Annotated in this window: 21 protein-coding genes; 15 read left to right on the forward strand and 6 right to left on the reverse strand. The window is 61.3% G+C overall.

Annotated elements, in window-relative coordinates; genetic code table 11:
- Window positions 1–22 precede the first annotated feature (22 nt).
- A complete protein-coding gene (nosP, locus tag AC3WK5_RS25000; protein ID WP_103318023.1) occupies window positions 23–1,186 on the forward strand; it encodes a nitric oxide-sensing protein NosP in 1,164 nt (387 codons plus the stop codon).
- Window positions 1,116–3,749 carry a hybrid sensor histidine kinase/response regulator NahK/ErcS' gene (gene nahK / locus AC3WK5_RS25005; protein WP_371919141.1) on the forward strand — a complete coding sequence of 878 codons (2,634 nt, stop codon included), beginning with the start codon at window positions 1,116–1,118 and terminating at the stop codon, window positions 3,747–3,749. Before nosP ends, nahK begins: the two co-directional genes overlap by 71 nt.
- Window positions 3,750–3,809: 60 nt before the next feature.
- On the opposite strand, the gene AC3WK5_RS25010 is transcribed toward nahK, so the two are convergent.
- From AC3WK5_RS25010 to AC3WK5_RS25030, 5 genes are all read right to left on the reverse strand, one after another.
- Window positions 3,810–4,475, reverse strand: coding sequence for a response regulator transcription factor (locus AC3WK5_RS25010; protein WP_054596923.1), 666 nt, complete (start codon window positions 4,473–4,475; stop codon window positions 3,810–3,812).
- Window positions 4,476–4,670: 195 nt separating this feature from the next.
- Window positions 4,671–5,462, reverse strand: a complete 792-nt coding sequence (locus tag AC3WK5_RS25015) for an ABC transporter permease (protein ID WP_103318019.1) — start codon at window positions 5,460–5,462, stop codon at window positions 4,671–4,673.
- On the reverse strand, window positions 5,459–6,214 hold the full coding sequence (locus tag AC3WK5_RS25020; protein WP_103318017.1) for an ABC transporter ATP-binding protein: 756 nt from the start codon (window positions 6,212–6,214) through the stop codon (window positions 5,459–5,461). Before AC3WK5_RS25020 ends, AC3WK5_RS25015 begins: the two co-directional genes overlap by 4 nt.
- Window positions 6,211–7,170, reverse strand: coding sequence for a YVTN family beta-propeller repeat protein (locus AC3WK5_RS25025; RefSeq protein WP_103318015.1), 960 nt, complete (start codon window positions 7,168–7,170; stop codon window positions 6,211–6,213). Before AC3WK5_RS25025 ends, AC3WK5_RS25020 begins: the two co-directional genes overlap by 4 nt.
- Window positions 7,171–7,200: 30 nt before the next feature.
- Complete coding sequence (locus AC3WK5_RS25030) at window positions 7,201–8,385, reverse strand: ABC transporter substrate-binding protein (RefSeq protein WP_103318013.1); 1,185 nt, start codon at window positions 8,383–8,385, stop codon at window positions 7,201–7,203.
- 154 nt (window positions 8,386–8,539) lie between these two features.
- On the opposite strand from AC3WK5_RS25030, the gene AC3WK5_RS25035 reads away from it, so the two are divergent.
- The 12 genes from AC3WK5_RS25035 to AC3WK5_RS25090 all read left to right on the forward strand — a co-directional run bounded on the left by AC3WK5_RS25035 (window position 8,540) and on the right by AC3WK5_RS25090 (window position 20,407).
- Window positions 8,540–8,662: a hypothetical protein gene (locus tag AC3WK5_RS25035; protein ID WP_256585257.1), complete on the forward strand. Its 123-nt coding sequence runs from the start codon at window positions 8,540–8,542 to the stop codon at window positions 8,660–8,662.
- Window positions 8,663–8,822: 160 nt separating this feature from the next.
- On the forward strand, window positions 8,823–9,284 hold the full coding sequence (pedF, locus tag AC3WK5_RS25040) for a cytochrome c-550 PedF (RefSeq protein ID WP_054596928.1): 462 nt from the start codon (window positions 8,823–8,825) through the stop codon (window positions 9,282–9,284).
- 3 nt (window positions 9,285–9,287) lie between these two features.
- Entirely contained in the window at window positions 9,288–10,163 is an 876-nt protein-coding gene (locus tag AC3WK5_RS25045; protein WP_103318011.1) for a substrate-binding periplasmic protein, read from the forward strand.
- 203 nt (window positions 10,164–10,366) lie between these two features.
- Window positions 10,367–12,142 carry a PQQ-dependent methanol/ethanol family dehydrogenase gene (locus tag AC3WK5_RS25050; RefSeq protein WP_103318009.1) on the forward strand — a complete coding sequence of 592 codons (1,776 nt, stop codon included), beginning with the start codon at window positions 10,367–10,369 and terminating at the stop codon, window positions 12,140–12,142.
- Between the two features lie 155 nt (window positions 12,143–12,297).
- The gene (gene exaC, locus AC3WK5_RS25055; protein ID WP_103318008.1) at window positions 12,298–13,818 is read left to right on the forward strand and encodes an acetaldehyde dehydrogenase ExaC; all 1,521 of its coding nucleotides are present in this window, start codon (window positions 12,298–12,300) and stop codon (window positions 13,816–13,818) included.
- A 276-nt stretch (window positions 13,819–14,094) separates the two neighbouring features.
- A complete protein-coding gene (pqqA, locus tag AC3WK5_RS25060; RefSeq protein ID WP_003253598.1) occupies window positions 14,095–14,166 on the forward strand; it encodes a pyrroloquinoline quinone precursor peptide PqqA in 72 nt (23 codons plus the stop codon).
- A gap of 54 nt (window positions 14,167–14,220) precedes the next feature.
- Complete coding sequence (gene pqqB / locus AC3WK5_RS25065) at window positions 14,221–15,135, forward strand: pyrroloquinoline quinone biosynthesis protein PqqB (RefSeq protein ID WP_103318005.1); 915 nt, start codon at window positions 14,221–14,223, stop codon at window positions 15,133–15,135.
- A 165-nt stretch (window positions 15,136–15,300) separates the two neighbouring features.
- Window positions 15,301–16,053, forward strand: a complete 753-nt coding sequence (gene pqqC / locus AC3WK5_RS25070) for a pyrroloquinoline-quinone synthase PqqC (RefSeq protein WP_103318003.1) — start codon at window positions 15,301–15,303, stop codon at window positions 16,051–16,053.
- Window positions 16,050–16,322, forward strand: a complete 273-nt coding sequence (gene pqqD, locus AC3WK5_RS25075; protein ID WP_054596934.1) for a pyrroloquinoline quinone biosynthesis peptide chaperone PqqD — start codon at window positions 16,050–16,052, stop codon at window positions 16,320–16,322. The genes pqqC and pqqD overlap by 4 nt, the downstream gene beginning before the upstream one ends.
- On the forward strand, window positions 16,300–17,442 hold the full coding sequence (gene pqqE / locus AC3WK5_RS25080; protein WP_054596935.1) for a pyrroloquinoline quinone biosynthesis protein PqqE: 1,143 nt from the start codon (window positions 16,300–16,302) through the stop codon (window positions 17,440–17,442). Before pqqD ends, pqqE begins: the two co-directional genes overlap by 23 nt.
- Window positions 17,443–17,532: 90 nt before the next feature.
- A complete protein-coding gene (gene ercA / locus AC3WK5_RS25085) occupies window positions 17,533–18,696 on the forward strand; it encodes an alcohol dehydrogenase-like regulatory protein ErcA (protein ID WP_103318000.1) in 1,164 nt (387 codons plus the stop codon).
- Window positions 18,680–20,407, forward strand: a complete 1,728-nt coding sequence (locus AC3WK5_RS25090; RefSeq protein WP_103317998.1) for a PAS domain-containing hybrid sensor histidine kinase/response regulator — start codon at window positions 18,680–18,682, stop codon at window positions 20,405–20,407. The genes ercA and AC3WK5_RS25090 overlap by 17 nt, the downstream gene beginning before the upstream one ends.
- 62 nt (window positions 20,408–20,469) lie before the next feature.
- Here AC3WK5_RS25090 and AC3WK5_RS25095 read toward each other — a convergent pair whose 3' ends face one another.
- Window positions 20,470–22,209 carry a dipeptidase gene (locus tag AC3WK5_RS25095; protein ID WP_103317996.1) on the reverse strand — a complete coding sequence of 580 codons (1,740 nt, stop codon included), beginning with the start codon at window positions 22,207–22,209 and terminating at the stop codon, window positions 20,470–20,472.
- Window positions 22,210–22,598: 389 nt separating this feature from the next.
- Here AC3WK5_RS25095 and AC3WK5_RS25100 point away from each other — a divergent pair, with 389 nt between their 5' ends.
- A complete protein-coding gene (locus AC3WK5_RS25100; RefSeq protein WP_103317994.1) occupies window positions 22,599–23,474 on the forward strand; it encodes a DNA/RNA non-specific endonuclease in 876 nt (291 codons plus the stop codon).
- The last annotated feature ends 46 nt before the right edge of the window (window positions 23,475–23,520 follow it).

Here is a 23,520-nt window from a genome sequence, read left to right on the forward strand (position 1 = left end):
TGCGCACCGGCAGGAGGCGAAGATGCAGCAGGCCCAGAACGAGGGTGTCGTCAGTGCAATGTCCCAGGCGACCGATGCCCGGCTGGTGGCCCAGGAACTGGCGCGACAGCTGTTGCATCCGCACTTGGGCTTCGTGCTGTTTTTCTGTTCTGCCGAATACGATTTGCAGGCGCTGGGCGAAGCCCTGGAGCAGAGTTTCGGCGGTATCCGCCTGGTGGGTTGCACCAGCGCCGGTGAAATCACGCCCCTTGGCTATGGCCGCAATTGCGTGACAGCGGTCGGTTTTGATCATCGGCACTTTTCCATCGCCACCGAACGGATCGACGAAATGGAACGCTTCAGCCTGATCGACGCCCAACGGATGGTCGAGAGGCTGGTCAGCGACTGTCGCAGCAACACCCTGGCGCCGATCAAGGGCAACAGCTTCGCCCTGACCCTGCTTGATGGCCTGTCCAGTCGTGAGGAAATGGTCCTGGCTGCCCTGAGTGCGGCACTGGGGGACATTCCGCATTTCGGTGGCTCAGCCGGCGACGACAATTACCTGACTCACACTCACGTCTATTTCGATGGTGAATTCCATTGCGGCGCGGCGGTGGTGGTGCTGGTCAATACCTGGCTGGATTTCGAAGTGTTCACCACCCATCACATCCTGCCCCGCGAAGAGAAACTGGTGGTGACCGGCGCTGACAGCGCCCAGCGTCGGGTCTTTGAGCTTAACGCCGAGCCCGCCGCCGAAGAGTACGCGCGCCACATCGGTGTGCCGGTGGCCGAGCTCGATCACCGGGTATTCGCCGCCCACCCGCTGGCGGTGCGGATCCACGACCAGTATTACGTCCGGGCGATCCAGCAGGTTCATCCGGACCTGAGCCTGAGTTTTTATTGTGCGGTGGAGAACGGCATCGTGCTGACCGCCATGACCCCCGGCCCCATGCTGCCGAATCTGCAACATCTGTTCGACGGTTTGCAGGCGCGTCTCGGCGAGCTGCTGCTGACCATCGGTTGCGATTGTTTTCTCCGGCGTCTGGAGCTGGAAGACGGAGATGGCCTGGAACAGATCGGCGCGTTCTTGCGCGAGCAGCGGGTGATGGGTTTCAACACCTATGGAGAACAGTTCAATGGCATGCACATCAACCAAACCTTCACCGGAGTTGCCATTGCCCGGAACCGAACCCCTGTCAGCCGTTGAACTGCAGCAGCAGGTCGCCCGACTGCAGCATGAAAACCGCAAGTTACAGCGCATCAATGACGCGCTGATCGAGCGGATCGAGTCCGGGGTGACGCGGGGCAATGACCCTTACTCGGCCTTTCAGCATTCGGTGGTGCTGGCCGAGCAGGTCCGCGAGCGCACCGATGCATTGAACCAGGCCATGGCCGAACTCAAGGCCGGCAATCACTTGCTCAGCGAAGCCCGGCTGCGGGCCGAAACCGCTCACCGGTATCTGATCGACGCGATCGAGAGCATCTCCGATGCCTTCGTGCTGTTCGACGAAGACCAGCGCATTGTGCTGTTCAACAGCCGATTCAAGGCGTTCTGGGCCAACAGCAAGGTGCGGATCATTGCCGGCATGCGGCTGGCCGAGGTCAAGCGACTGATGACCGCCACCGGGCTGTTCAACGAAGAACCGCGGGGCCATGCCGACGAGCAACTGCTCTATCGGCTGCAGAGCGGTTGTTGGCTGCAAGTCAGCGAGCGCTCCACCCGGGAAGGCGGGCGGGTGATGCTGTTTACCGACATCACCGAGGTCAAGCTCAGCGAAACCGTGCGCCGCGAACAGGCTGTCGCGCAAAAATCCCGTCTGTTGCAGCGAGCGGTGGACAACCTGTCCCAAGGGGTGGCCATGGTCAGCGCCGAGGGCATCCTGGAGTTGTGGAACCGGCGCTTTCTCGAACTCAGCGGCTTGGCGCCGGTGGCCGCTCACCGGCCCTTTGCCGAGGTGATCGGCGACAGTGAGTTGCGCCTGCTGACGCCGGACAGTCGCGACGATAACGGAAGGATCATCCACGAATGCGAGCAGCGCCTTTACGACGGACGGGTACTGGAAATCCGCACCCATCCGCTGCCCACCGGCGGCTTCGTCAACACCTTCACCGACATCACTGAACGCTATCAGCATGCCGAGGCCCTCAGTGAGAGCGAGCGCTGGATTCGCCTGATCACCGACCATGTGCCGGCGCTGATCGCCTATCTGAATGCCGACCTGGTCTACGAGTTCACCAACAAGGTCTATGAAGAATGGTACTGCTGGCCACGGGGCGTGATGCTCGGCCAGAGTCTGCGCGAGGTGCATAGCGAACAGCATTATCAGCGGCTGGAGAGCTATGTGGCGCGGGCCTTGGCGGGCGAGAGCGTGACCTTTGAAGTGGCCGAAACCAACATCAATAATCAGGAGCGCTACATGCTGCGCTCCTATGTCCCGAACCGCCTGGCCAGTGGTGAGGTGGTGGGGATTTTTGTGCTGATCCGCGACATCACCGAGCGTCGCAGAACGGCGCAGGCGCTGCACCAGGCCTATCAGAATCTGGAGCTGCGGGTGCGCGAGCGCACAGCCGAACTGACCACCCTGAATGACCAGTTGCTGCGCGAGATCGACGAACGCAGCCGGGTCGAATCGCGCTTGCGCGAGGCCAAGCTGGAGGCCGAACAGGCCAACCTGTCGAAAACCAAATTCCTCGCTGCCGTCAGTCACGATCTGCTGCAACCGTTGAACGCGGCGCGGCTGTTTACCAGTGCGCTGCTCGAGCGCCGCGAGCCGGTAGCCAATGCGACACTGGTGCGCAATGTCAGCAATTCCCTGGAGGATGTGGAGAATCTGCTGGGCACATTGGTGGATATTTCCAAGCTCGATGCCGGGGTGATCAAGGCCGATGTCGCGCCGTTCGCCCTCAGCGAATTGATGGACAACCTGGCCACCGAATATGCCCAGGTGGCGCGCAGCGAAGGGCTTGAGTTGCACTTTGTGGCCTGCTCGGCGCTGGTGCGCAGCGACATCCAGCTCTTGGCGCGGATCCTGCGTAACCTGTTGAGCAATGCGATTCGCTACACCCCCGGCGGCCGGGTAGTGCTGGGCTGCCGACGGCATTGTCGGCACCTGTCGATCGAAGTCTGGGACAGCGGCATCGGGATCGCCGAGGAGCGTCTGGAAGAGATTTTCCAGGAATTCAAACGCGGTGATGTGCAGCGCCCGAACCAGGACCGCGGATTGGGCCTCGGGTTGGCTATTGTCGAGAAGATATCCGGCATCCTCGGCCACCGGATTCGGGTGCGTTCGTGGCCGGGCAAGGGCTCGATGTTTGCCGTCGAAGTCCCTCTCAGCGCCACCGCGCCCAAGGCTCAGCCGAGCCCGGTGATCAGCGAGCCGATGCTCGAACGCCTGCGCGGTGCGCGGGTGTGGGTGCTGGACAACGATGCTGCGATTTGTGCCGGCATGCGTACCTTGCTCGAAGGCTGGGGCTGCCTGGTGGTCACTGCATTATCGGAAGAGGACCTGGCGCGTCAGGTGGACAATTACCATGCCGAAGCCGACCTGCTGATTGCCGACTATCACCTGGATAACGACTGCAACGGTGTCGATGCCGTGGCGCGGATCAACGCGCGACGGGCCCTGCCGATACCGGCGATGATGATCACTGCCAACTACAGCAACGAACTCAAGCAACAGATCCGCGAACGCGGCCACACCCTGATGCACAAACCGGTGCGGCCGATGAAACTCAAGACTGCGATGAGCCATCTGCTCGGACAGCCTTGAGGCGCGATCGAAGCGTAAAAGATCGCAGCCTGCGATCTTTTGCTCTCGCGCCAGAAGAACCTAGCGCCGCAGATAAGCGCCGAAGTCGATATCCCCGGCACTGAGGATCGCTTGCACCCGGTTGTGCACGTTGAGCTTGCGCAGGATCGCCGAGACGTGGGCCTTGACCGTGGTTTCGGCGATGTCCAGGGTGTAGGCAATCTGCTTGTTCGATTCACCCTTGGTCATGCGTTCGAGCACCAGCAGTTGCTTGCGGGTCAGGGCCTGGAGCAATTCGGGAGGAAAGCTCGGGGTTTCGCTCATGCGTCGAGTGAAGGCGCTTTTTTGCGTGCGAATGATGTCCGGCGGCAGGTAGACGTTGCCGTTGAGGATCTGCTCGATCGCCTCGGTCATTTGCGAGCGTGGCGAAGACTTGGTGATAAAGCCCACGGCGCCATAGGTGATGGCTTGCAGCACCACCTGTTTGTCCTGCTCGGCAGAGACGATCACCACCGGAATGGTCGGCGCCTCGTTGCGCAGATTGATCAGGCCATTGAGGCCGTGCATGCCGGGCATGTTCAAATCCAGCAGGATCAGGTCCAGGTCGTCGTGCTGCCGGGTCAGCGTCAGGGCGCTCTCGAGGTCGGCGGTCTCCATCACCTCGCTGCCCGGAAAGCCGTCGCTGATAACGTTGTGAATGGCTTCGCGAAACAGCGGGTGATCGTCGGCAATCAGAATTTTATACATGGCCTTTCACCTCGTTATTGTGATTAGGGTGGGGCAGGGTTCTCAGGCTATGGCGTCAGGGAAAGGCGCTGCCGGCGACGCAAGGCACTCGGCACAGGCTCTCATCCTGTTTGTCATGGGCCCATTACATGCCAGGGACGGTGCTTTGTGAATGCGACCATAGATAAGAAAACCAGTACTAAAGTAGGAGGCGGGTTATCCGGCCTTGCGTAGCGCTGCGTGCTGGGGATTGAAAGTCAGCACCGCAAGCGCGCTGAACAGCAGGGTCAGCCCCAGGCACACCACCAATGCCAGTAGATTGAGGCGTTCGTACAGGGCAAAACGCACCAGCTCCACCGCGTGGGTAAATGGGTTCAGGGCACAGAGCCAGTATAACCACTGACTGGCCTCGAGCATCTTCCACAACGGGTACAGGGCCGATGACAGGAAAAACAGCGGGAAGATCACGAAATTCATCACCCCGGCAAAGTTCTCCAACTGGCGAATCGCGTTGGACAGCAGCAGCCCCAAGGCACTGAGCATCAGGGCCACCAGCAGCAACACCGGTAACGCCAGCAGCAGTCCCGCCGCCGGTGGTTGCACGCCGTACAGCCAGGCGATGGCGAGGAAAGCATAAACCTGCAACAGGGAAATCAACGAGGTGGCCACTAGTTTGCTGCCCAGCAGAAAGGCTCGCGGCAGAGGGCTGGTCAGCAGCACCCGCATGCTGCCCATCTCCCGGTCGTAGACCATCGACAGCGAGCCCTGCATACCGTTGAACAGCAGGATCATGCAGGCCAGGCCCGGGATGATGTACACCTCATAGGGAATGTAGGTGTCGTAGGGTTCGATAATCGCGATACCCAGGGCGGCGCGAAAACCTGCGGCGAACACCAGCAGCCACAGTAGCGGGCGCACCAGGGCGCTGAGAAAACGCGTGCGCTGCAACACGAAGCGCAGCCATTCGCGCAACACGATGCCGCTGAAACACCGCCAGTATGCGTTCATCGGGAGCTGACTCCGGTAGTGGCCGCAAGGCCGGGTGAAGGGGTGAGGCGGGCGAAAGCGGTATCAAGGTCGCCGCCGTGCTCCCGGCTCAGCGCGTCCGCCTGTCCGCTGGCGACCAGCCGGCCCTGATGGAGGATCAGCAGGTCATCGTTGGGGTGCACTTCGTCCAGCAGGTGGGTGGTCCAGAGCGCACTGATCTGTTGTTCGTGACACAGCGTGCGAATGTGCCGATTGAGCGCCAGGCGGCTGGCCGGGTCGAGGCCGGCACTGGCTTCATCCAGTAGCAGCAAGCGCGGTTCGTGGAGCAGGGCGCGGGCAATTTCCACCCGCCGGCGATGCCCGCCATTGAGTTCACGAACCCGTTCGTGCCGTCGCTCGCTCAGGCTTTGGCGCGCCAGTTCGGCATCGACCCGCCGCTGGCTCTGGCCGCGCGACAAGCCCTGCAACGCGGCGTGATAGCGCAGGTTCTGTTCGATGCTCAGGTCCAGGTCCAGAGTGCTTTGCTGGAACACCACCCCCAATTGGCGCAAGGCCGGGCGCGCGGCGTTGCGCAACGAGCAACCGCCGACTCGAATATCCCCGCGTTGCAGGTCATAGAGCCGGGTGAGCAGGGCGATCAGCGTTGACTTGCCCGCGCCGTTGGGCCCCAGCAATGCCGCGAAACGCCCGGGTGCCAGGCTGAAACTGACCTGTTTCAGTGCTTCGCGCGGGCCGTAGGCGAAGCTCACGTCGCAGACATCAAGGGCGTTCATGGCGTGACCACCACGCCCCATGGGTAGCGTCCGACCTTCACCGATTTGATGACCTTGAGACTGTTGACATCGATCACCGAAACATCGCCGCTGACCCCGTTGGTGGCCAGCAACTGGCTCTGGTCCGGGGTAAACGACATCTGCCAGACGCGTCGCCCGACCAACAGGTAGTCGAGGATCTCGAAGGTTTTTGCATCGACGACGGCTACATGGTTGGCCGGGCCCAGTGCGACGAAGGCGTACTTGCCGTCGGCGCTGAGCTTGACACCCACCGGCTGAACTTTGTCCGGGTGCACGCCCTTGATCTGGAACTTCAGGGTCTTGAGGATCTTGCGGGTCGCCACGTCGAGAATGGTCACCGTGCCGCCGATCTCGGCGGAAGCCCAGAGTTGCGAGCCATCCCGATTGAACTCGACGAAACGCGGCCGCTGATCCACTAGGGTGCTGTCGGTCAGGGTCTGGGTGCTGGTGTCGATCCAGTGCAGCATGTTCGTGGTTTCACTGGTGTTGACCGCCCACTTGCCGTCGGGGCTGACCGCCATGCCTTCGGGTTCGACGCCGACATTGACCTGGCCCAGGACCTTGGCGGTTTCGGTGTCGATCACCGTCACCAGTGCATCGTCCTCGTTGGAGACATACAGCCAGCGGTTGTTGGGGTGCAGGGCGAATTGCTCCGGGTCCTTGCCGGAGGGCAGCTCCTTGATGATCTTGCGGGTGGCCACATCCATCACCTGGACCCGGTCCGAGTCGCTGGCGCAGATGTACAGCAATTTATTGTCGTGGGACAGCAACAGCCCGCGCGGACGCTGGCCCACGGGCAGGGTCTCGGTGACTTGCAGCGTCTGCATGTCGATCAGGCTCAGGCTGTTGTCTTTCTCGTTGGAGACCCAGGCAGTGCTCGCCACGGCTTGCCCGGCGGCGAGCAGGAGGGCGCAAGTGAGCAGGGTGCGGCGCATGGCGGATTCCTTATTGTTGTGGTGGTGTGATCAGGGATAGCGGCAACTCACTTCAGGTTTGTCGAAACCCAGGCTGTCCATTTCATTGGTGGGGTGTAAAAAGCCGTCCTCGGGCGCGGTGCTGACCAGCGCTCGCGGCTGGACGATAGGGATCGGCTGGCGCAACTGACCGTTCCATGGGCGATAGCTGAGTTTGCGGCCCTTGAAACCGTCCAGTGGCAACTGGTCACTGAGTTCCAGTTGGCGAATGGCGACCGGGTCGGTCTGGCGCAGTTTGCTGACTGCGCTGGCGATGCTGCGCACGGCGACCCAGGCGGCGAAGTCGCGGTCGTTCATATAGCGTCCGGCCAGGGCTTCGAAGCGTTTCTGCAACTGGGCGGCCCCGTAGGTTTCCACGGTGTGGTGCCAGCCGGTGGGGGTCAGTCCCTGGGTGCCGGCCACGGGGCGCGGGTACCAGGTTTGGTAGGGGACGTATTCACCGAAGTCGCCGCGCTCGTCCGCGACCAGCACCACGTCGTATTCGGCGGTCTGGGTGAACAGGGGCATGTCGGCCTGGGCGCTGCGCCGCTGGTCATTGTCGAACGTCCAGGGTTTCTCGGCGACGATCTTCAGCCCGAAGCGTTTCATGGCTCGTCGCAGAGCGGCGGCATAGGCCTGGTCTGCGGGCGTCTGACCGACGATCAACAACGCCCGCTGCCATTTGCGCACCACCATGAACTGCACCAGTGCATCGGCCAACATCGCCCGGCTGGGCAGACTGTGCAGCACGTTGGCCAGGCAGTCGGTGCTGCGCAGGCTGTCATCGGCACTGCCGGCATTGAACAGCAGGCTGTCGGGCAGGGCGGCGCTGAGCTGGCGCAGACTGTCCAGCGGCACATTCACCACGAACAATCGCAAGCCTTGAGCGTGCTGGACTCTGGCGGCTTCGAGCAACGCTTCGGGATTGTCGACGACGGTGCTTTGCAGGTGATAGTCGTGTTTGAGAAAGCGCCCGGTGCTGTTGCTGTCGATGATTGCCAACTCGGCACCTCGCAGCCCCGCATCGGTGGGTTCGGGAATGACAGTGGAAAGCACTGGTCCGGGATCGGGGCGATAACCCAGGTAGCCGATGCGCACTTGCAACGGGTTGTCGTCCGCCTGGCTCTGGGTGGCCAGCAACGCGGAGCAGGCAATCGCCAACAAATAGAACAGGGCGTAACCAATAAGCTGGCGCATAGGGCACTCCACTTCGTATGGCGCCAGCATAGGAAGTCCGGGAGGGCAGCGAAATATGCAGAAAGTACCAGTGAGCCAGTACCAAGGTCGTAACTTGCCGCGTGCGGCGCGGTTTTAGCATGGGTAACAGCCACCCATCCAGAGCACAACGGTCATGCGAATTCTTAAAGCATTGCTCCTGCCGTTGCTGCTGATCCTGAGCCTGATCGGCGTCGACAAATTGCACGGAGCCCGCCCTGTCGCCGTGCTGGTGGTCCCCATGACCCCAGGGTATTAGGCGCGCACGTCGCCAATCGCCCAGCGTTTCGCCACAAGCCCTACTACCAAGGGATGAGCGGGCGGCCACCAAAGCAGCATTCGGATCGTGCCGCGCTGTTCCTAAGATGAGCCCGTAGCCTCTGTAGAGAGGTAGTGCGTGCAATCTTGAGGGCAAAACAATGACAACAAAACGCAACGCCTTGCTGGTTGCAGGGCTGCTGACCGGTCTGTTCGGTGCCGGTGCGACCTGGGCCCATGGCAACGTGGTCCCCCAGGCAGTGGAAACCAAGGGCCTGACCCCGATCAAGGATGCCGGCGTGCAGGTCGATGCCGATGGCTGGGCAGCGGCGAATCCCTATCGATCCTCCCCTGAACATGACAAGGCTCTGGAAATCGGCTCTTCGGCCTACAACCAGAACTGTGCCGCCTGCCACGGCCTGGAAGCCAAGTCCGGCGGTATTGCCCCTGACCTGCGCCTGCTGGATGTCGGCGAAGCGGGTGATGAATGGTTCGTCCAGCGTGTCCGTAATGGTGCGGTGCGCGACGGTCGGGTCTACATGCCGAAGATGGCCGACTACCTGAGCCAGGAAGCGCTGTGGGCGGTGCGCACCTACCTCGACAGCGTGCATGTCGAGCAATGACCCATGCGCCTGCTCGCGGTGTTCATCAGTGCAGTGTTGTTGTGTTCCCAGGCGGTGCAGGCGCAGGTCCGCACCTTTGACCAAATGATCGCCGAAGGGGAGCTCAAGGTCGCGGTCTACAAGGATTTCGCCCCCTACAGCTTCGAAGACGCGGGCACGCCACGAGGGGTCGATGTTGAACTGGCCCGGGCGCTGGCCAAGGCGCTCGGTGTCCGTCTCACGCTGATCTGGGCACCGCCGGGAGAAAAGCTCGACGACGATTTGCGCGACTACATCTGGCGCGGCAGCCAACTGCGCAACCAGCAGTTGGCCGACCTGATGATGCGCGTACCGTATGACCGTGACTACTCGCAAAAGCGCAACGAACTCGGTGAGCTGGAGAACGGCCATGTGGTGATGTTCGGGCCTTACCAGAACGAGCAGTGGCAAGTCGCTTACGACCGCCGTCGACTGGAGTCGGTAGGCAGCGTTGCGGTGTTCGAGCATCACCCCATCGGGGTTGAGGTCGACAGTGTGCCGTCGTTCTACCTGACCTCGGTGTTCAACGGCATGCTCAGGGCCAGTACTCACCACTATCCGGGCGTACCCCAGGCCTTTGCTGCCATGAAGGCCGGCGAGGTCGATGCGGTGATGGCGATGCGCGGCGAGATCGACTGGCAGGTGCACGAGGCGGCCGATCCGCAATTGGCGCTGGCAGAAAACGCCTACCCGAACATGGGCAAGCAGCTCTGGGAGATCGGCATGGCGGTGCATGAAAGCAACCGTCAGCTGGCCTATGCGGTAGAGGAAGCGCTGGAAGGCTTGATCCGCGACGGCACGCTGAAGGCAATTTATGCCAGCTATGGCCTGCGCTATGACGTGCCCGACATGTACCAATAGCCGTTGTGCCGGCTGTTGCGCTGCTGGCGAGCGCTGGCGAGCGCTGGCAGTACCGGCACTCGCGCTCCCCTCATCCTCGATATGTACTAAGGAACTAGCAATCTCCGCACTGCGGGCAATTGTTGCGTCGGCGGCGGCGCCCAAGAATCTGCGTCAGACCGGAGAAGTTTCCGGGTACAACAATAACCGCAGAGGTAGCCGTCATGACCCACCCCGTACGTCGTCAACCCTTCGCCCTCAGTGTGCTGCTCAGTGCCATGTTGCTGTCCGGCTCGGCCCTGGCCGCCGTCACCGATCAGGACATTCTCCAGGATCCGAAAAACCCCGGGCAGGTCGTCACCAACGGCCTCGGCGTCCAGGGCCAGCGTTACAGTCCGCTGGACATCCTCAATGTCAATAACGTGAAGGAACTGCGCCCGGTCTGGGCCTTTTCGTTCGGCGGTGAAAAGCAGCGCGGTCAGCAGGCGCAGCCGATGGTCAAGGATGGCGTGATGTACATGACCGGATCCTACTCGCGGGTGTTTGCGGTGGATGCCCACACCGGCAAGAAACTCTGGCAGTACGATGCACGCCTGCCGGACGACATCCGCCCGTGCTGCGACGTGATCAACCGTGGTGTGGCGCTGTACGACGATCTGGTGATTTTCGGCACCCTGGACGCCAAGCTCGTGGCCCTGAACAAGGACACCGGCAAAGTGGTCTGGAGCAAGAAAGTGGCCGACCATAAGGAAGGCTACTCCATCAGCGCCGCACCGCTGGTGATCAACGGCAAGCTGATCACCGGCGTGGCCGGCGGCGAGTTCGGGGTGGTGGGCAAGATCGAAGCCTACAACCCGAAAAACGGTGACCTGCTGTGGACCCGGCCAACGGTCGAAGGGCACATGGGGTACGTCTACAAGGATGGCAAGGCGGTCGAGAACGGCATCTCCGGAGGAGAAGCCGGCAAGACCTGGCCGGGTGACCTCTGGAAAACCGGCGGTGCCGCGCCCTGGCTCGGCGGCTACTACGACCCGGAAACCAATCTGCTGTTGTTCGGTACCGGCAACCCGGCACCGTGGAACTCCCACTTGCGCCCTGGCGACAACCTCTATTCCTCATCGCGTCTGGCGCTGAACCCGGACGACGGCACCATCAAGTGGCACTTCCAGAGCACTCCGCACGATGGCTGGGACTTTGACGGCGTCAACGAGCTGATCTCGTTCAATTACAAGGACGGCGGCAAGGAGATCAAGGCAGCGGCCACCGCTGACCGCAACGGCTTCTTCTACGTGCTCGACCGCACCAACGGCAAGTTCATCCGTGGCTTCCCGTTTGTCGACAAGATCACCTGGGCCAGCGGCCTCGACAAGGATGGCCGGCCTATCTACAACGAAGCCAGCCGCCCGGGCGCGCCGGGCACTGAAGAAAAAGGCAGTTCGGTGTTTGTCGCACCGGCATTCCTCGGTGCAAAAAACTGGATGCCGATGGCCTACAACCAGGACACCGGACTGTTCTACGTACCGTCCAACGAATGGGGCATGGACATCTGGAACGAAGGCATCGCCTACAAGAAAGGCGCGGCATTCCTGGGCGCCGGCTTCACCATCAAACCGTTGAACGAAGACTACATCGGCGTGCTGCGCGCCATTGACCCGAAAACCGGCAAGGAAGTCTGGCGGCACAAAAACTACGCGCCGCTCTGGGGCGGGGTGCTGACCACAAAGGGCAACCTGGTGTTTACCGGTACACCGGAAGGCTTCCTGCAGGCCTTCAACGCCAAGACCGGGGAAAAGGTCTGGGAGTTCCAGACCGGCTCCGGCGTGCTCGGCTCGCCGATTACCTGGGAGATGGATGGCGAGCAGTACGTCTCGGTGCTGTCCGGCTGGGGCGGTGCTGTCCCGTTGTGGGGTGGCGAAGTGGCCAAGCGGGTCAAGGACTTCAACCAGGGCGGCATGCTCTGGACCTTCAAACTGCCCAAGGACCTGGTGGCCAAGCATTGATCTGAGCCTGGAGGGGCCTGAATACCCTCAAGGCAAAACTACGACCAAATGACGAGAGTCCCCCTGCCAACGGCGCATTCGTCCGGGCTGTGGGGCTCTCTACTATCGGTCTATCGCCTGTTGACCGACAGGCCTCGACCCAGCAGAGGTTTATCATGATTTACGCTCAACCCGGAACACCCGGCGCCGTCGTTTCCTTCAAGGCACGCTACGGCAATTTCATCGGCGGTGAGTTTGTCGCCCCGGTCAAAGGCCAGTACTTCACCACGACTTCACCGGTCAACGGCCAGCCGATCGCCGAGTTCCCGCGCTCCACCGCCGAAGACATCGACAAGGCCCTGGACGCCGCCCATGCAGCGGCCGATGCCTGGGGCAAGACCTCGGCTCAGGATCGCTCGCTGGTGCTGCTGAAAATCGCCGACCGCATCGAACAGAACCTCGAAGTGCTTGCGGTGACCGAAACCTGGGACAACGGCAAGGCTGTGCGTGAAACCCTCAACGCCGATGTACCGTTGGCGGCAGACCATTTCCGCTACTTCGCCGGCTGCATCCGTGCCCAGGAAGGTGGCGCCGCCGAGATCAACGAACTGACCACCGCCTACCATTTCCACGAACCGCTGGGCGTGGTCGGGCAGATCATCCCGTGGAACTTCCCGCTGCTGATGGCCGCCTGGAAGCTCGCTCCGGCCCTGGCCGCCGGTAACTGCATCGTCCTCAAACCGGCCGAGCAGACGCCGCTGTCGATCATGGTCTTCGCCGAGTTGATCGCTGACTTGCTGCCGCCGGGCGTGCTGAACATCGTTCAGGGCTTTGGTCGCGAAGCCGGCGAGGCCCTGGCCACCAGTAAGCGTATCGCCAAGATTGCCTTCACCGGTTCCACCCCGGTCGGTTCGCACATCATGAAATGCGCCGCCGAGAACATCATCCCGTCGACCGTGGAGCTGGGCGGCAAGTCGCCGAACATTTTCTTCGCCGACATCATGCAGGCAGAGCCCCAGTTCATCGAAAAAGCCGCTGAAGGCCTGGTGCTGGCGTTCTTCAACCAGGGCGAAGTCTGCACCTGCCCGTCCCGCGCGCTGGTGCAAGAGTCGATCTACGAACCGTTCATGGCCGAGGTCATGAAGAAGATCGTCAAGATCAAGCGCGGCAACCCGCTGGACACCGAGACCATGGTCGGCGCCCAGGCGTCCGAGCAGCAATACGACAAGATCCTCTCGTACCTGAAAATCGCTCAGGAGGAGGGCGCCGAGCTGCTCACCGGCGGTGCGGCTGAACGTCTTGAAGGCGACCTGTCGAGCGGCTATTACATCCAACCGACCCTGCTCAAGGGCCACAACAAAATGCGCGTGTTCCAGGAAGAAATTTTTGGTCCGGTGGTGGGTGTCACCACCTTCAAGGACGAAGCCGAAGCCCTGGCGATTGCCAACGACAGCGAGTTCGGCCTCGGTGCCGGTCTGTGGACCCGCGACATCAACCGCGCCTACCGCATGGGTCGGGCAATCAAGGCCGGTCGCGTCTGGACCAACTGCTACCACCTGTACCCGGCGCACGCGGCGTTTGGTGGCTACAAGAAGTCCGGCGTTGGCCGTGAGACCCACAAAATGATGCTCGACCACTACCAACAGACCAAGAACCTGCTGGTGAGCTACGACATCAACCCGCTGGGTTTCTTCTGACCTGCAACGTCAACCGCTCGTAGACGCTGCCACAGGTTCGGGCCAAAAGATCGCAGCCTTGCGGCAGCTCCTAAAGACTCGGGATGTACTCCCGCGATGTAGGAGCTGGCGCAGCCAGCGATCTTTTGATTTTCGCGTTTAGCCGTCTTGGCTCTGCCTTGTGTACCCCCTACCAAGGCACCCCACCACCTCCTTCGAAAGTAGCATTCGGGCGTCAGTCCTCGCGTGTATTAATGCCTCTACCGGAATGCACCGGCACAAGAAGAGGATTGACCCATGTGGACTAAACCCGCGTTTACCGACCTGCGTATTGGCTTCGAAGTGACGATGTATTTCGCCAATCGTTGATGTTCCGTCCGGCCATCCGCGCGGTGGCCGGGCCTCTTGTCGGGAGCACTGTCCATGCATATCCGCATTCTTGGTTCCGCCGCCGGCGGTGGTTTTCCGCAATGGAACTGCAATTGTCGCCAGTGCAGCGGCGTGCGTAATGGCCGCCTGAGGGCACAGCGTCGCACCCAGTCGTCGATTGCCTTGAGTGACAATGGCGTGGACTGGGTCTTGTGCAATGCCTCACCGGATATCCGCACCCAGCTCGAGAGCTTCGCGCCCCTGCAACCGGCGCGTCGCTTGCGTGATACGGCGATTGCCGGGGTCGTGTTGCTCGACAGCCAGATCGACCATTGCACCGGTCTGCTCAGTCTGCGCGAAGGCTGCCCGCATCAGGTCTGGTGCACCGAGCGGGTCCATCAGGACCTGAGCAGCGGTTTCCCCTTGTTCAACATGCTCAGCCACTGGAACGGTGGTTTGCAGTGGCAGCCCATCGGGCTGGACAGTCAGCCATTCCCTATCGCGGCCTGCGCGCATCTGCAATGGCGGGCGATCCCGTTGCGCAGCAACGCGCCACCGTATTCGCCCAATCGCGGCAACCCGCAACCGGGCGACACCATCGGCCTGTTCATCGAGGACCTGCGCAGCGGCGCGAGCCTGTTCTATGCCCCAGGCCTGGGCGAGGTCGATGCCGAGGTGCTGGGCTGGATGCAGCGCGCCGACTGCCTGCTGCTTGACGGCACGCTGTGGCGCGACGATGAAATGCGCCTGTGCGAGGTCGGCCAGAGTCTGGGCAGCGAGATGGGCCACCTGGCGCAAAGCGGTCCCGGCGGCATGCTCGACGTGCTGGAGGGATTTCCCCGTCAACGCAAGATTCTCATCCACATCAATAACACCAACCCGATCCTCGACGAAGACTCGGCCGAACGCGCCGAACTGGCACGGCGCAACGTTGAAGTGGCCTATGACGGCATGAGCATCGAGCTGTAAGAGCGGAGACCGCTGCGCGGTCTATCGCGGGCAAGCCTTGCTCCTACGAGACCTTTGGCGAGCGCGCAAATGGCGTGCGACGCAATACTGTAGGAGCAAGGCTTGCCCGCGATGAGGCCAGAGCAAACACCACAGAATCCAACGGTTATTCCCCGGAGAACCGAAATGACTGACACACCACTGGCTCCCGCCGAGTTCGAACAGGCACTGCGCGCCAAGGGCGCCTATTACCACATTCACCATCCGTTCCATCAGGCGATGTACGAAGGCCGGGCCACCCGCGAACAGATCCAGGGCTGGGTCGCCAATCGTTTTTATTATCAGCTCAACATCCCGCTCAAGGACGCGGCTATTCTGGCCAACTGCCCGGATCGCGAGGTGCGTCGGGAGTGGCTGCAACGCCTGGTCGATCACGACGGCGTGCCCGGCAGCGAAGGCGGAATCGAGGCCTGGCTGCGGCTGGGGGAGGCGGTGGGCATTGCGCGTGAGCGGATGCTGTCCCAGGAAATGGTCCTGCCGGGGGTGCGCTTTGCGGTGGATGCCTACGTCAACTTCGCCCGCCGCGCCTGTTGGCAGGAGGCCGCCAGCAGTTCGCTCACTGAGCTCTTTGCACCGCAGATCCATCAATCCCGACTCGACGCCTGGCCGCAGCACTACCCGTGGATCGACCCTGCCGGCTACGAGTATTTCCGCACACGCCTGAGTCAGGCGCGGCGTGATGTCGAACATGGCTTGCGCATTACCCTGGCGCATTACGTTACGCGCGAGGGGCAGCAGCGGATGCTGGAGATTCTGCAGTTCAAGCTCGACGTACTGTGGAGCATGCTTGATGCCATGAGCATGGCCTATGAACTGGAACGTCCGCCGTATCACAGCGTCACCCGCGAGGCAGTCTGGCATCGGGGGATTGTCCTGTGAGCGGCATCGAACGTCACCTGCAACCGGCACTGCGCCGTGGCTTTCGCCTGCAATGGGAAGCACGTCAGGATTGCCATGTGCTGCTCTACCCGGAAGGCATGATCAAACTCAATCGCAGTGCCGGCGAGATCCTCAGCCTGGTGGACGGTCAGCGCAATGTGGCGTCGATCATCGAGCTGCTGTCGGCGCGTTTCCCCGAGGTGCCGGGGATCGATGAAGATGTGCTGGCGTTCCTGGAGGTGGCCCATGCTCAATACTGGATCGAATGACCCGCGTCCGGGTCCGCCGCTGTGGCTGCTGGCGGAACTGACTTATCGCTGCCCGTTGCAGTGCCCGTATTGTTCCAACCCCCTGGACTTCGCCCGGCACGGTGAGGAATTGAGCACCGCCGAGTGGATCCGCGTGTTCCGCGAGGCACGGGACATGGGCGCTGCGCAGCTGGGATTTTCCGGTGGCGAACCGCTGGTACGCCAGGACCTGGCCGAGCTGATCAAGGCCGCCCGGGACATGGGCTATTACACCAACCTCATCACCTCGGGGATCGGCCTGACCACGCGCAAGGTCCGGCAGTTCAAGGAGGCCGGACTGGACCATATCCAGATCAGCTTCCAGGCCGCCGACGAGGCGGTCAACAACATGCTCGCCGGCTCGCGCAAGGCATTCGCCCAGAAGCTGGCGATGGCCCGGGCGGTGAAGGCCCAGGGCTATCCGATGGTGCTGAACTTCGTCACCCATCGGCACAACATCGACCAGATCGGACAGATCATCGAGCTGTGCCTGGAGCTGGAGGCGGATTTCGTCGAGTTGGCCACCTGCCAGTTCTACGGTTGGGCCGAACTCAACCGCGTCGGCCTGTTGCCGACCCGTGAGCAGTTGCAGCGTGCCGAACGCATTACCAATGAGTATCGCCAGCGTCTGGAGCAGCAGGGTCACCCCTGCAAGCTGATCTTCGTCACCCCGGATTACTATGAAGAACGCCCCAAGACCTGCATGAACGGCTGGGCCAACCTGTTTCTCGATATCACCCCGGACGGCACCGCGTTGCCGTGCCACAGCGCCCGGCAGTTGCCGGTGCAGTTTCCCAATGTGCGTGACCACAGCATCGAGCACATCTGGAACGACTCCTTCGGTTTCAATCGCTTTCGCGGCGATGAGTGGATGACCGAGCCCTGTCGTTCCTGCGATGAAAAACACCAGGACCTGGGTGGCTGCCGTTGCCAGGCATTCATGCTCACCGGCGATGCCGCCAATGCGGACCCGGTGTGCAGCAAGTCACCGCACCATGGCAAGATCCTCGAGGCCCGCCGGCAAGCCGAAGCGCCGGGGCAGGGGATCGAGCAGCTGACCTTGCGCAACGAGAAGGCGTCGCAGTTGATCTTTCGCGGCTGAAACGCAGGCTACCCTTTGGTCTGATTGCATTCGCAGCGGGATGCTTTAGGCTGGCTATTACCTTCCAAAACAATAAAAACAGGCTTTCCAATGAGCCAGAATCTTAGCCAGCTGCGTAAATTCGTTTCGCCTGAAATCATCTTCGGTGCCGGCTGCCGGCATAACGTCGGCAACTATGCCAAGACCTTCGGCGCGCGCAAGGTATTGGTGGTCAGCGACCCCGGCGTGATCGCTGCCGGTTGGGTCGCCGATGTCGAGGCCAGCCTGCAGGCCCTCGGCATCGACTATTGCCTGTACAGCGCCGTGTCGCCCAACCCGCGGGTCGAAGAAGTCATGCTGGGGGCCGACATCTACCGTGAAAACCACTGCGATGTGATCGTCGCCGTAGGCGGCGGCAGCCCCATGGACTGTGGCAAGGGCATCGGTATTGTCGTTGCCCACGGTCGCAGCATTCTCGAGTTCGAGGGCGTGGACATGATCCGCGTACCGAGCCCGCCGCTGATCCTGATCCCCACCACCGCTGGCACCTCGGCGGATGTTTCACAGTTCGTGATCATTTCCAACCAGCAGGAGCGGATGAAGTTCTCCATCGTCAGCAAGGCGGTGGTGCCGGACGTGTCGCTGATTGACCCGGAAACCACCCTGAGCATGGACCCGTTTCTGTCGGCCTGTACTGGCATCGATGCCTTGGTGCACGCTATCGAGGCATTCGTCTCCACCGGTCACGGCCCGTTGACCGACCCTCATGCGCTGGAGGCCATGCGGCTGATCAACGGCAATCTGGTACAGATGATCGCCAACCCGACGGATATCGCCCTGCGCGAAAAGATCATGCTGGGCAGCATGCAGGCCGGCCTGGCGTTCTCCAACGCGATTCTCGGAGCGGTGCACGCCATGTCGCACAGCCTGGGCGGTTTCCTCGACCTGCCTCATGGCTTGTGCAACGCGGTACTGGTGGAACATGTCGTGGCGTTCAATTACAGCTCGGCACCGGAGCGTTTCAAAGTGATTGCCGAGACCTTCGGCATCGACTGCCGCGGCCTCAATCATCGACAGATCTGTGGGCGCCTGGTGGAGCACCTGATCGCGCTGAAGCACGCCATTGGCTTCCACGAAACCCTGGGACTGCACGGAGTCGGCACGTCTGACATTCCGTTCCTGTCCCAGCATGCGATGGATGACCCGTGCATTCTTACCAACCCCCGCGAGTCGAGCCAGCGTGATGTCGAGGTCGTCTATGGCGAAGCCCTCTGACGAGCAACAACGGGCGCTGACCGGATTGCTGGGGCTGGGCAATCATTCGGCGCGCAAGAGTCATTACCCGGAGCTGGCGGCCCGTCTCGACGAGCTGGAAGCCGAACGCAACCGCTACAAATGGTTGTTCGAAAACGCTGTCCACGGAATTTTCCAGGCCAGCCTGCAACAGGGCATGCTCGCCGCCAACCCGGCGCTGGCGCACATGCTGGGTTACGAGACGCCTCAGGAAGTGCTGTTCTCCCGAGCCGATCTGGCAAGCCAGTTGTTCGTCGGCGATGCGCAGGAAGTGCAGGACATCGCTGAGACCCTGCAAGCTCAACGCAGCCTGCTGGGTTATGAAACCCAGCTGCGACGCAAGGACGGCAGCCACATCGATGTGTTGATGAACCTGCTGCTCAAGCCGGATCAGGAGGGCCTGGTGGAAGGTTTCGTCGCCGATATCACCGAGCGCAAACTGGCCCAGCAACGCTTGCAGACGCTCAACGATGAGCTGGAACAACGGGTCACTGCGCGCACCGATGAATTGCTCGAAGCCAACCGCAACCTGCAACAGCAAATCGCCCAGCGCGAACAGGTCGAACAGGCCTTGCGCGATGCCCGGGATGCGGCGCAGGCGGCCAATAACAGCAAGGACAAATATCTCGCCGCCGCCAGCCACGACTTGCTGCAACCGCTGAATGCGGCGCGCTTGCTGATCTCCACTTTACGCGAACGCCCGTTGCCCAGTGTTGAACAGGTGTTGGTCGAACGCACCCACCAGGCGCTGGAAGGTGCCGAAGACCTGCTCACCGATCTGTTGGATATTTCCCGCCTCGATCAGGCCGCGGTCAAGCCGGACATCGCCCTGTATCGCCTCGATGAACTGCTGGGCCCGTTGGTCTCGGAGTTCCAGTCGGTGGCCGGAGCGGCCGGATTGAACCTGCGGGTACACATGGGCAATTTTGCCATCCACACCGACCTGCGGCTGATGTCGCGGATCATCCGTAACTTGCTCAGCAATGCCTGTCGCTATACCGAGCAGGGCAGCATCCTGCTGGGTGCCCGGCGGCGTGGCAAGAACCTGCGCCTGGAAGTCTGGGACACTGGTCGCGGTATTCCGGCCGACCGCCTGGACTCGATCTTCCTGGAGTTCAACCAGTTGGACGTCGGACGTGCGGCTGACCGCAAGGGCGTCGGGTTGGGGCTGGCTATCGTCGAGCGTATCGCGAGAATTCTCGAACACAAAGTCGAGGTCCGCTCGTTGCCGGGACGCGGTTCGATGTTCAGCATTCAGGTGCCGATCGGCGAGCAAGTGCCGCTGCCCATCCATCAGGCGGTGCCGCAGCCGAGCACCGGCAACCCTTTGCCGGGCCGTCGTCTGCTGGTGCTGGATAACGAAGTGAGCATCCTCGAGAGCATGAGCGCATTGCTCGGCCAGTGGGGCTGCGAGGTGGTGACGGCAACCGACGAAAGCGGTGCGCTGCTGGCCTTGCAGGGGCGGGCGCCGGAATTGATTCTGGCGGATTTCCACCTGGACCATGGGGTCATCGGCTGCGACGTGATTCGCCACCTGCGCGAGCATTTCGCCGCCACCATTCCCGCAGTGATCATCACCGCAGACCGCAGCGATCAGTGTCGCCGCGCCTTGCAACGACTTGGCGCGCCGCTGCTGAACAAACCGGTCAAACCCGGAAAGCTGCGAGCGGCGTTGAGTCAGTTGTTGGGGTAGTGCCCGAATATCAAGACGATCAAAAAAGTGGACCCGCCAGAATAGCGGGTCCGAAAGGCGGATCAGAGCTTCGGCAATTGCCCGACGCGCCCCAGCATCTCGGTCACGATCTGCAGGTCCAGCAGGAACTGGTCGACAGTCTTGAATTCATTGTCGGTGTGGCCGGTGTACTTGACCTCGGGCCTGGCCAGGCCGAATTGCACGCCATTGGGCAGTTCATGGACCGAGGTGGCGCCGGCGGAGGTGCCGAACTTGTGTTCCATGCCAAGATTTTCACTGGCCACGGCCAGCAGGGCCTTGACCCATTCACCCTCAGGGTTGCGGTGCATCGGCTCGGCGATCGAGTAGTTGAAGGCCACGGCAATCCGGGTCTGCTTGCTCCAGGCGCCAAGCTTATCGGCGATTTCGGTTTTGAGCGTCTCCGGGGATTTACCGACCGGCACGCGCAGGTTGACCGCGAGCTTGAAGGCTTTGTCATCCATCCCGACATAGGTCAGGGACGTGGTCAGCGGTCCCATGAAGGCATCGGTAAAACCGACCCCCAATGTGCCACCCAGGTAGTCCAGCCCCCAGTTGTCGGCAGCGTAGCGGGCGGCGTCGGTAATGTGGTTGTGCTTGAGCGCAACCTTACCGTCGAGGTTGTTGATCAAGCCCAGCATCCTTGCCACCGGGTTGACGCCTGACTCGGGCTCGGAGGAGTGGGCGGAAACGCCGGTGACCGTCAGCTTGACGTCCTTGCCGACGACCTTGGCGGTCACCTCGAAGTTGCCGCCATTGCGCTTGGCATAATCAGTGCCGGCCTTCTGCAAGCTGGCGGCCAATTCGGCAGGCTTGTCACCCACAACGGTGGCGACCGAGGTCGACGGTATCTGGTTGGTGGCCAGGCCGCCCGTCATTGAGGTGATTTCGGCGCCGCTGCCTTCAGCCTTACGTCGGGCAAAGCTCGCCATGACGGTGCCGTAGCCTTTCTCGGCAATCACCACCGGGTAGCCGCCATCCAGCGCCAGGTTGTAATTGGGTGTCGGGTTGTGTTCGAAGTAATAGGGGATGGCGTCGCCGGTGGTTTCCTCGGTGGTGTCTACCAGCAGCTTGAAATTCCTCGCCAGCGGCAGCTGCTCTTCCTTGATGATCTTCATGGCGTAGAGCGCCACTACGATACCGTTTTTGTCATCCTCGGTGCCCCGGCCGTACATGCGGTCGCCGACCTGGGTGACCTTGAACGGATCGAGTCGGGTGCCGTCTTTCAGGACCCAGTTTTCCGGAGTCACGGGGACTACGTCGGCATGTGCGTGAATGCCCACGACTTCATCGCCAGCACCTTCGAGGGAGATTTCATAGACGCGGTTGTCGATGTTGCGAAAGTTCAGGTTGAAAGCCTCGGCAAGGCCCTTGAGCTTGTCGGCGATCTTGATGAATTCGGGATTATCGTGCTGGGCAACGCCCTCCACGCGGAAGGTCGGGATTGCCACCAGTTCGCGCAGAGTCTCGGTGGCAGCGTTACCGTATTTCACCCGTGCGTAGATGCCAAGCAGGCGATGGATCTCGTTCTGCTGTTCAGGAGAAAGGGGCTTGTTGCCCTGGAAAGCATTGATTGCCGGGCCGAAGCCGGCGGTTTTGGCGAGGTCGCTGTTGGCCAGGCTGCCCAGGAACTGCCTGAAGTCCGTGACCGATGCGTCACTGAAAGTCTTGAGGATAGTCGCGCTCTGTAGCGGTGTGATGTTGGCGTGAGCTGACGTGGTGAACGCCGAAAGGCTGGCCAGCATCAACGTTGTCGCGGCCAGGTGCTTGAGTGAGAAGTCCATTGCTGGGGGCATTCCTTTGCAGGTGGTTTGTGAGAAATTTCTGATCGATGAGACAGAAACATTTCCAAACTAACACCATGAGGAAGTGGTACGGGAGTCCCTTAAGTGAGATCTGTCGCACAGAAATGCAAAAGCGACGCAGAAACGAAAAAGTCCCGGGAGGGTTTCCCGAGCTTTTAGTGTCGTCGATCACGTCTTTGCGGATCATGCCCACTCTTGTTTTTGGAGTAAAAGAAACTCCTTTGATTTCAATAGGTCAGACGCTAGCTGCGAGTCTGGTTATTATGTTGTCCGCATTAAAAAAGAGGCATTGGCCTCTTTTTTCGTGCCGACGATTTCAGGGCTTTGCCGCCAGTATCCTCCCTTAATCCAATTCAAAGATTCCAAGCATGAACCTACGCAAAATAGCAGTGGGGCTGTCGGCCCTTGTTTTGTTCTCGACCGGTACGGCAGAAGCTCGCAACCTGCTGGATTTCCTCAAGCCGTCCAGCCAGCATGAGGAGCAGGGGCACCGTTCAGGCTCGATCAGCCAGAGCGCGGCGATCGAGTTGTATTCAAGCAAGCAGCAACAGGCATCGTTTGATGGGTGCGCAGACCTGTTCCCGGCAGCCAGGCCGATCAGCATGGCCATCGTGGCTGCAACGATGAAGCCCTTGGCCCTGTGTTCCGACAACTTTGCGGTGCTGTATTCGCAAACCAGCAAGACGCCATTGGTTGTGGTTGAGCGTCTGAATTCAGCCCAGCTGGCAGATGCCAAAGGAGAGGAGCGAACCAATCAGTTCTATCCGGACCCACGCATTCCCAAGGACGGGCGGGCAGAGTTGAGCGACTACCGCGGCCAGCATCCGGCCGTGGATCGTGGCCATCAGTCCCCGGCCGCCGATGCCCCGAATCCGCATGCAATGGCCCAGACCTTTGCACTGTCGAACATGGTGCCGCAAGACCCGACCAATAACCGCAAGATCTGGAGCAAGGTCGAGTCTGATGTCAGGAAGTTCGCGAAGCGTGCCGATGGCAATGTCTTTGTCTTCACCGGCCCGCTCTTTGATGCAGGTCATACCACCATTGGCGACAACAAGGTCTGGGTGCCAAACCGCCTGTTCAAACTGGTGTACGACGCTTCGTCCAAACGTGCCTGGGCTTATGTGCTACCTAACGCGGAAACCCGCATTGAGAAGCCAGTGGACTATGAGACTTTTGTGAAGATCACCGGACTCAACCTGCTCGGAAATCTGCCGGTCTCGGGTTCGGTGGGTCGCTCTTGATCTTCAAGGGACCACTTTGCTGAATGCCACGCCGTTGACCAACGCT

The organism is Pseudomonas sp. FW306-02-D09B, from assembly GCF_058782685.1.

What these genes read in the sequence shown, in the direction of transcription:
- AC3WK5_RS25050 (WP_103318009.1), top strand. Translation starts at nt 10,367, where the DNA reads ATGACCCACCCCGTACGTCGTCAACCCTTCGCCCTCAGTGTGCTGCTC.
- nahK (WP_371919141.1), top strand. Translation starts at nt 1,116, where the DNA reads ATGGCATGCACATCAACCAAACCTTCACCGGAGTTGCCATTGCCCGGA.
- AC3WK5_RS25030 (WP_103318013.1), bottom strand. Translation starts at nt 8,385, where the DNA reads ATGCGCCAGCTTATTGGTTACGCCCTGTTCTATTTGTTGGCGATTGCC.
- AC3WK5_RS25100 (WP_103317994.1), top strand. Translation starts at nt 22,599, where the DNA reads ATGAACCTACGCAAAATAGCAGTGGGGCTGTCGGCCCTTGTTTTGTTC.
- AC3WK5_RS25095 (WP_103317996.1), bottom strand. Translation starts at nt 22,209, where the DNA reads ATGGACTTCTCACTCAAGCACCTGGCCGCGACAACGTTGATGCTGGCC.
- pqqC (WP_103318003.1), top strand. Translation starts at nt 15,301, where the DNA reads ATGACTGACACACCACTGGCTCCCGCCGAGTTCGAACAGGCACTGCGC.
- pedF (WP_054596928.1), top strand. Translation starts at nt 8,823, where the DNA reads ATGACAACAAAACGCAACGCCTTGCTGGTTGCAGGGCTGCTGACCGGT.
- exaC (WP_103318008.1), top strand. Translation starts at nt 12,298, where the DNA reads ATGATTTACGCTCAACCCGGAACACCCGGCGCCGTCGTTTCCTTCAAG.
- AC3WK5_RS25020 (WP_103318017.1), bottom strand. Translation starts at nt 6,214, where the DNA reads ATGAACGCCCTTGATGTCTGCGACGTGAGCTTCGCCTACGGCCCGCGC.
- pqqB (WP_103318005.1), top strand. Translation starts at nt 14,221, where the DNA reads ATGCATATCCGCATTCTTGGTTCCGCCGCCGGCGGTGGTTTTCCGCAA.
- nosP (WP_103318023.1), top strand. Translation starts at nt 23, where the DNA reads ATGCAGCAGGCCCAGAACGAGGGTGTCGTCAGTGCAATGTCCCAGGCG.
- AC3WK5_RS25035 (WP_256585257.1), top strand. Translation starts at nt 8,540, where the DNA reads ATGCGAATTCTTAAAGCATTGCTCCTGCCGTTGCTGCTGATCCTGAGC.
- AC3WK5_RS25025 (WP_103318015.1), bottom strand. Translation starts at nt 7,170, where the DNA reads ATGCGCCGCACCCTGCTCACTTGCGCCCTCCTGCTCGCCGCCGGGCAA.
- ercA (WP_103318000.1), top strand. Translation starts at nt 17,533, where the DNA reads ATGAGCCAGAATCTTAGCCAGCTGCGTAAATTCGTTTCGCCTGAAATC.
- AC3WK5_RS25045 (WP_103318011.1), top strand. Translation starts at nt 9,288, where the DNA reads ATGCGCCTGCTCGCGGTGTTCATCAGTGCAGTGTTGTTGTGTTCCCAG.
- AC3WK5_RS25015 (WP_103318019.1), bottom strand. Translation starts at nt 5,462, where the DNA reads ATGAACGCATACTGGCGGTGTTTCAGCGGCATCGTGTTGCGCGAATGG.
- AC3WK5_RS25090 (WP_103317998.1), top strand. Translation starts at nt 18,680, where the DNA reads ATGGCGAAGCCCTCTGACGAGCAACAACGGGCGCTGACCGGATTGCTG.
- AC3WK5_RS25010 (WP_054596923.1), bottom strand. Translation starts at nt 4,475, where the DNA reads ATGTATAAAATTCTGATTGCCGACGATCACCCGCTGTTTCGCGAAGCC.
- pqqE (WP_054596935.1), top strand. Translation starts at nt 16,300, where the DNA reads ATGCTCAATACTGGATCGAATGACCCGCGTCCGGGTCCGCCGCTGTGG.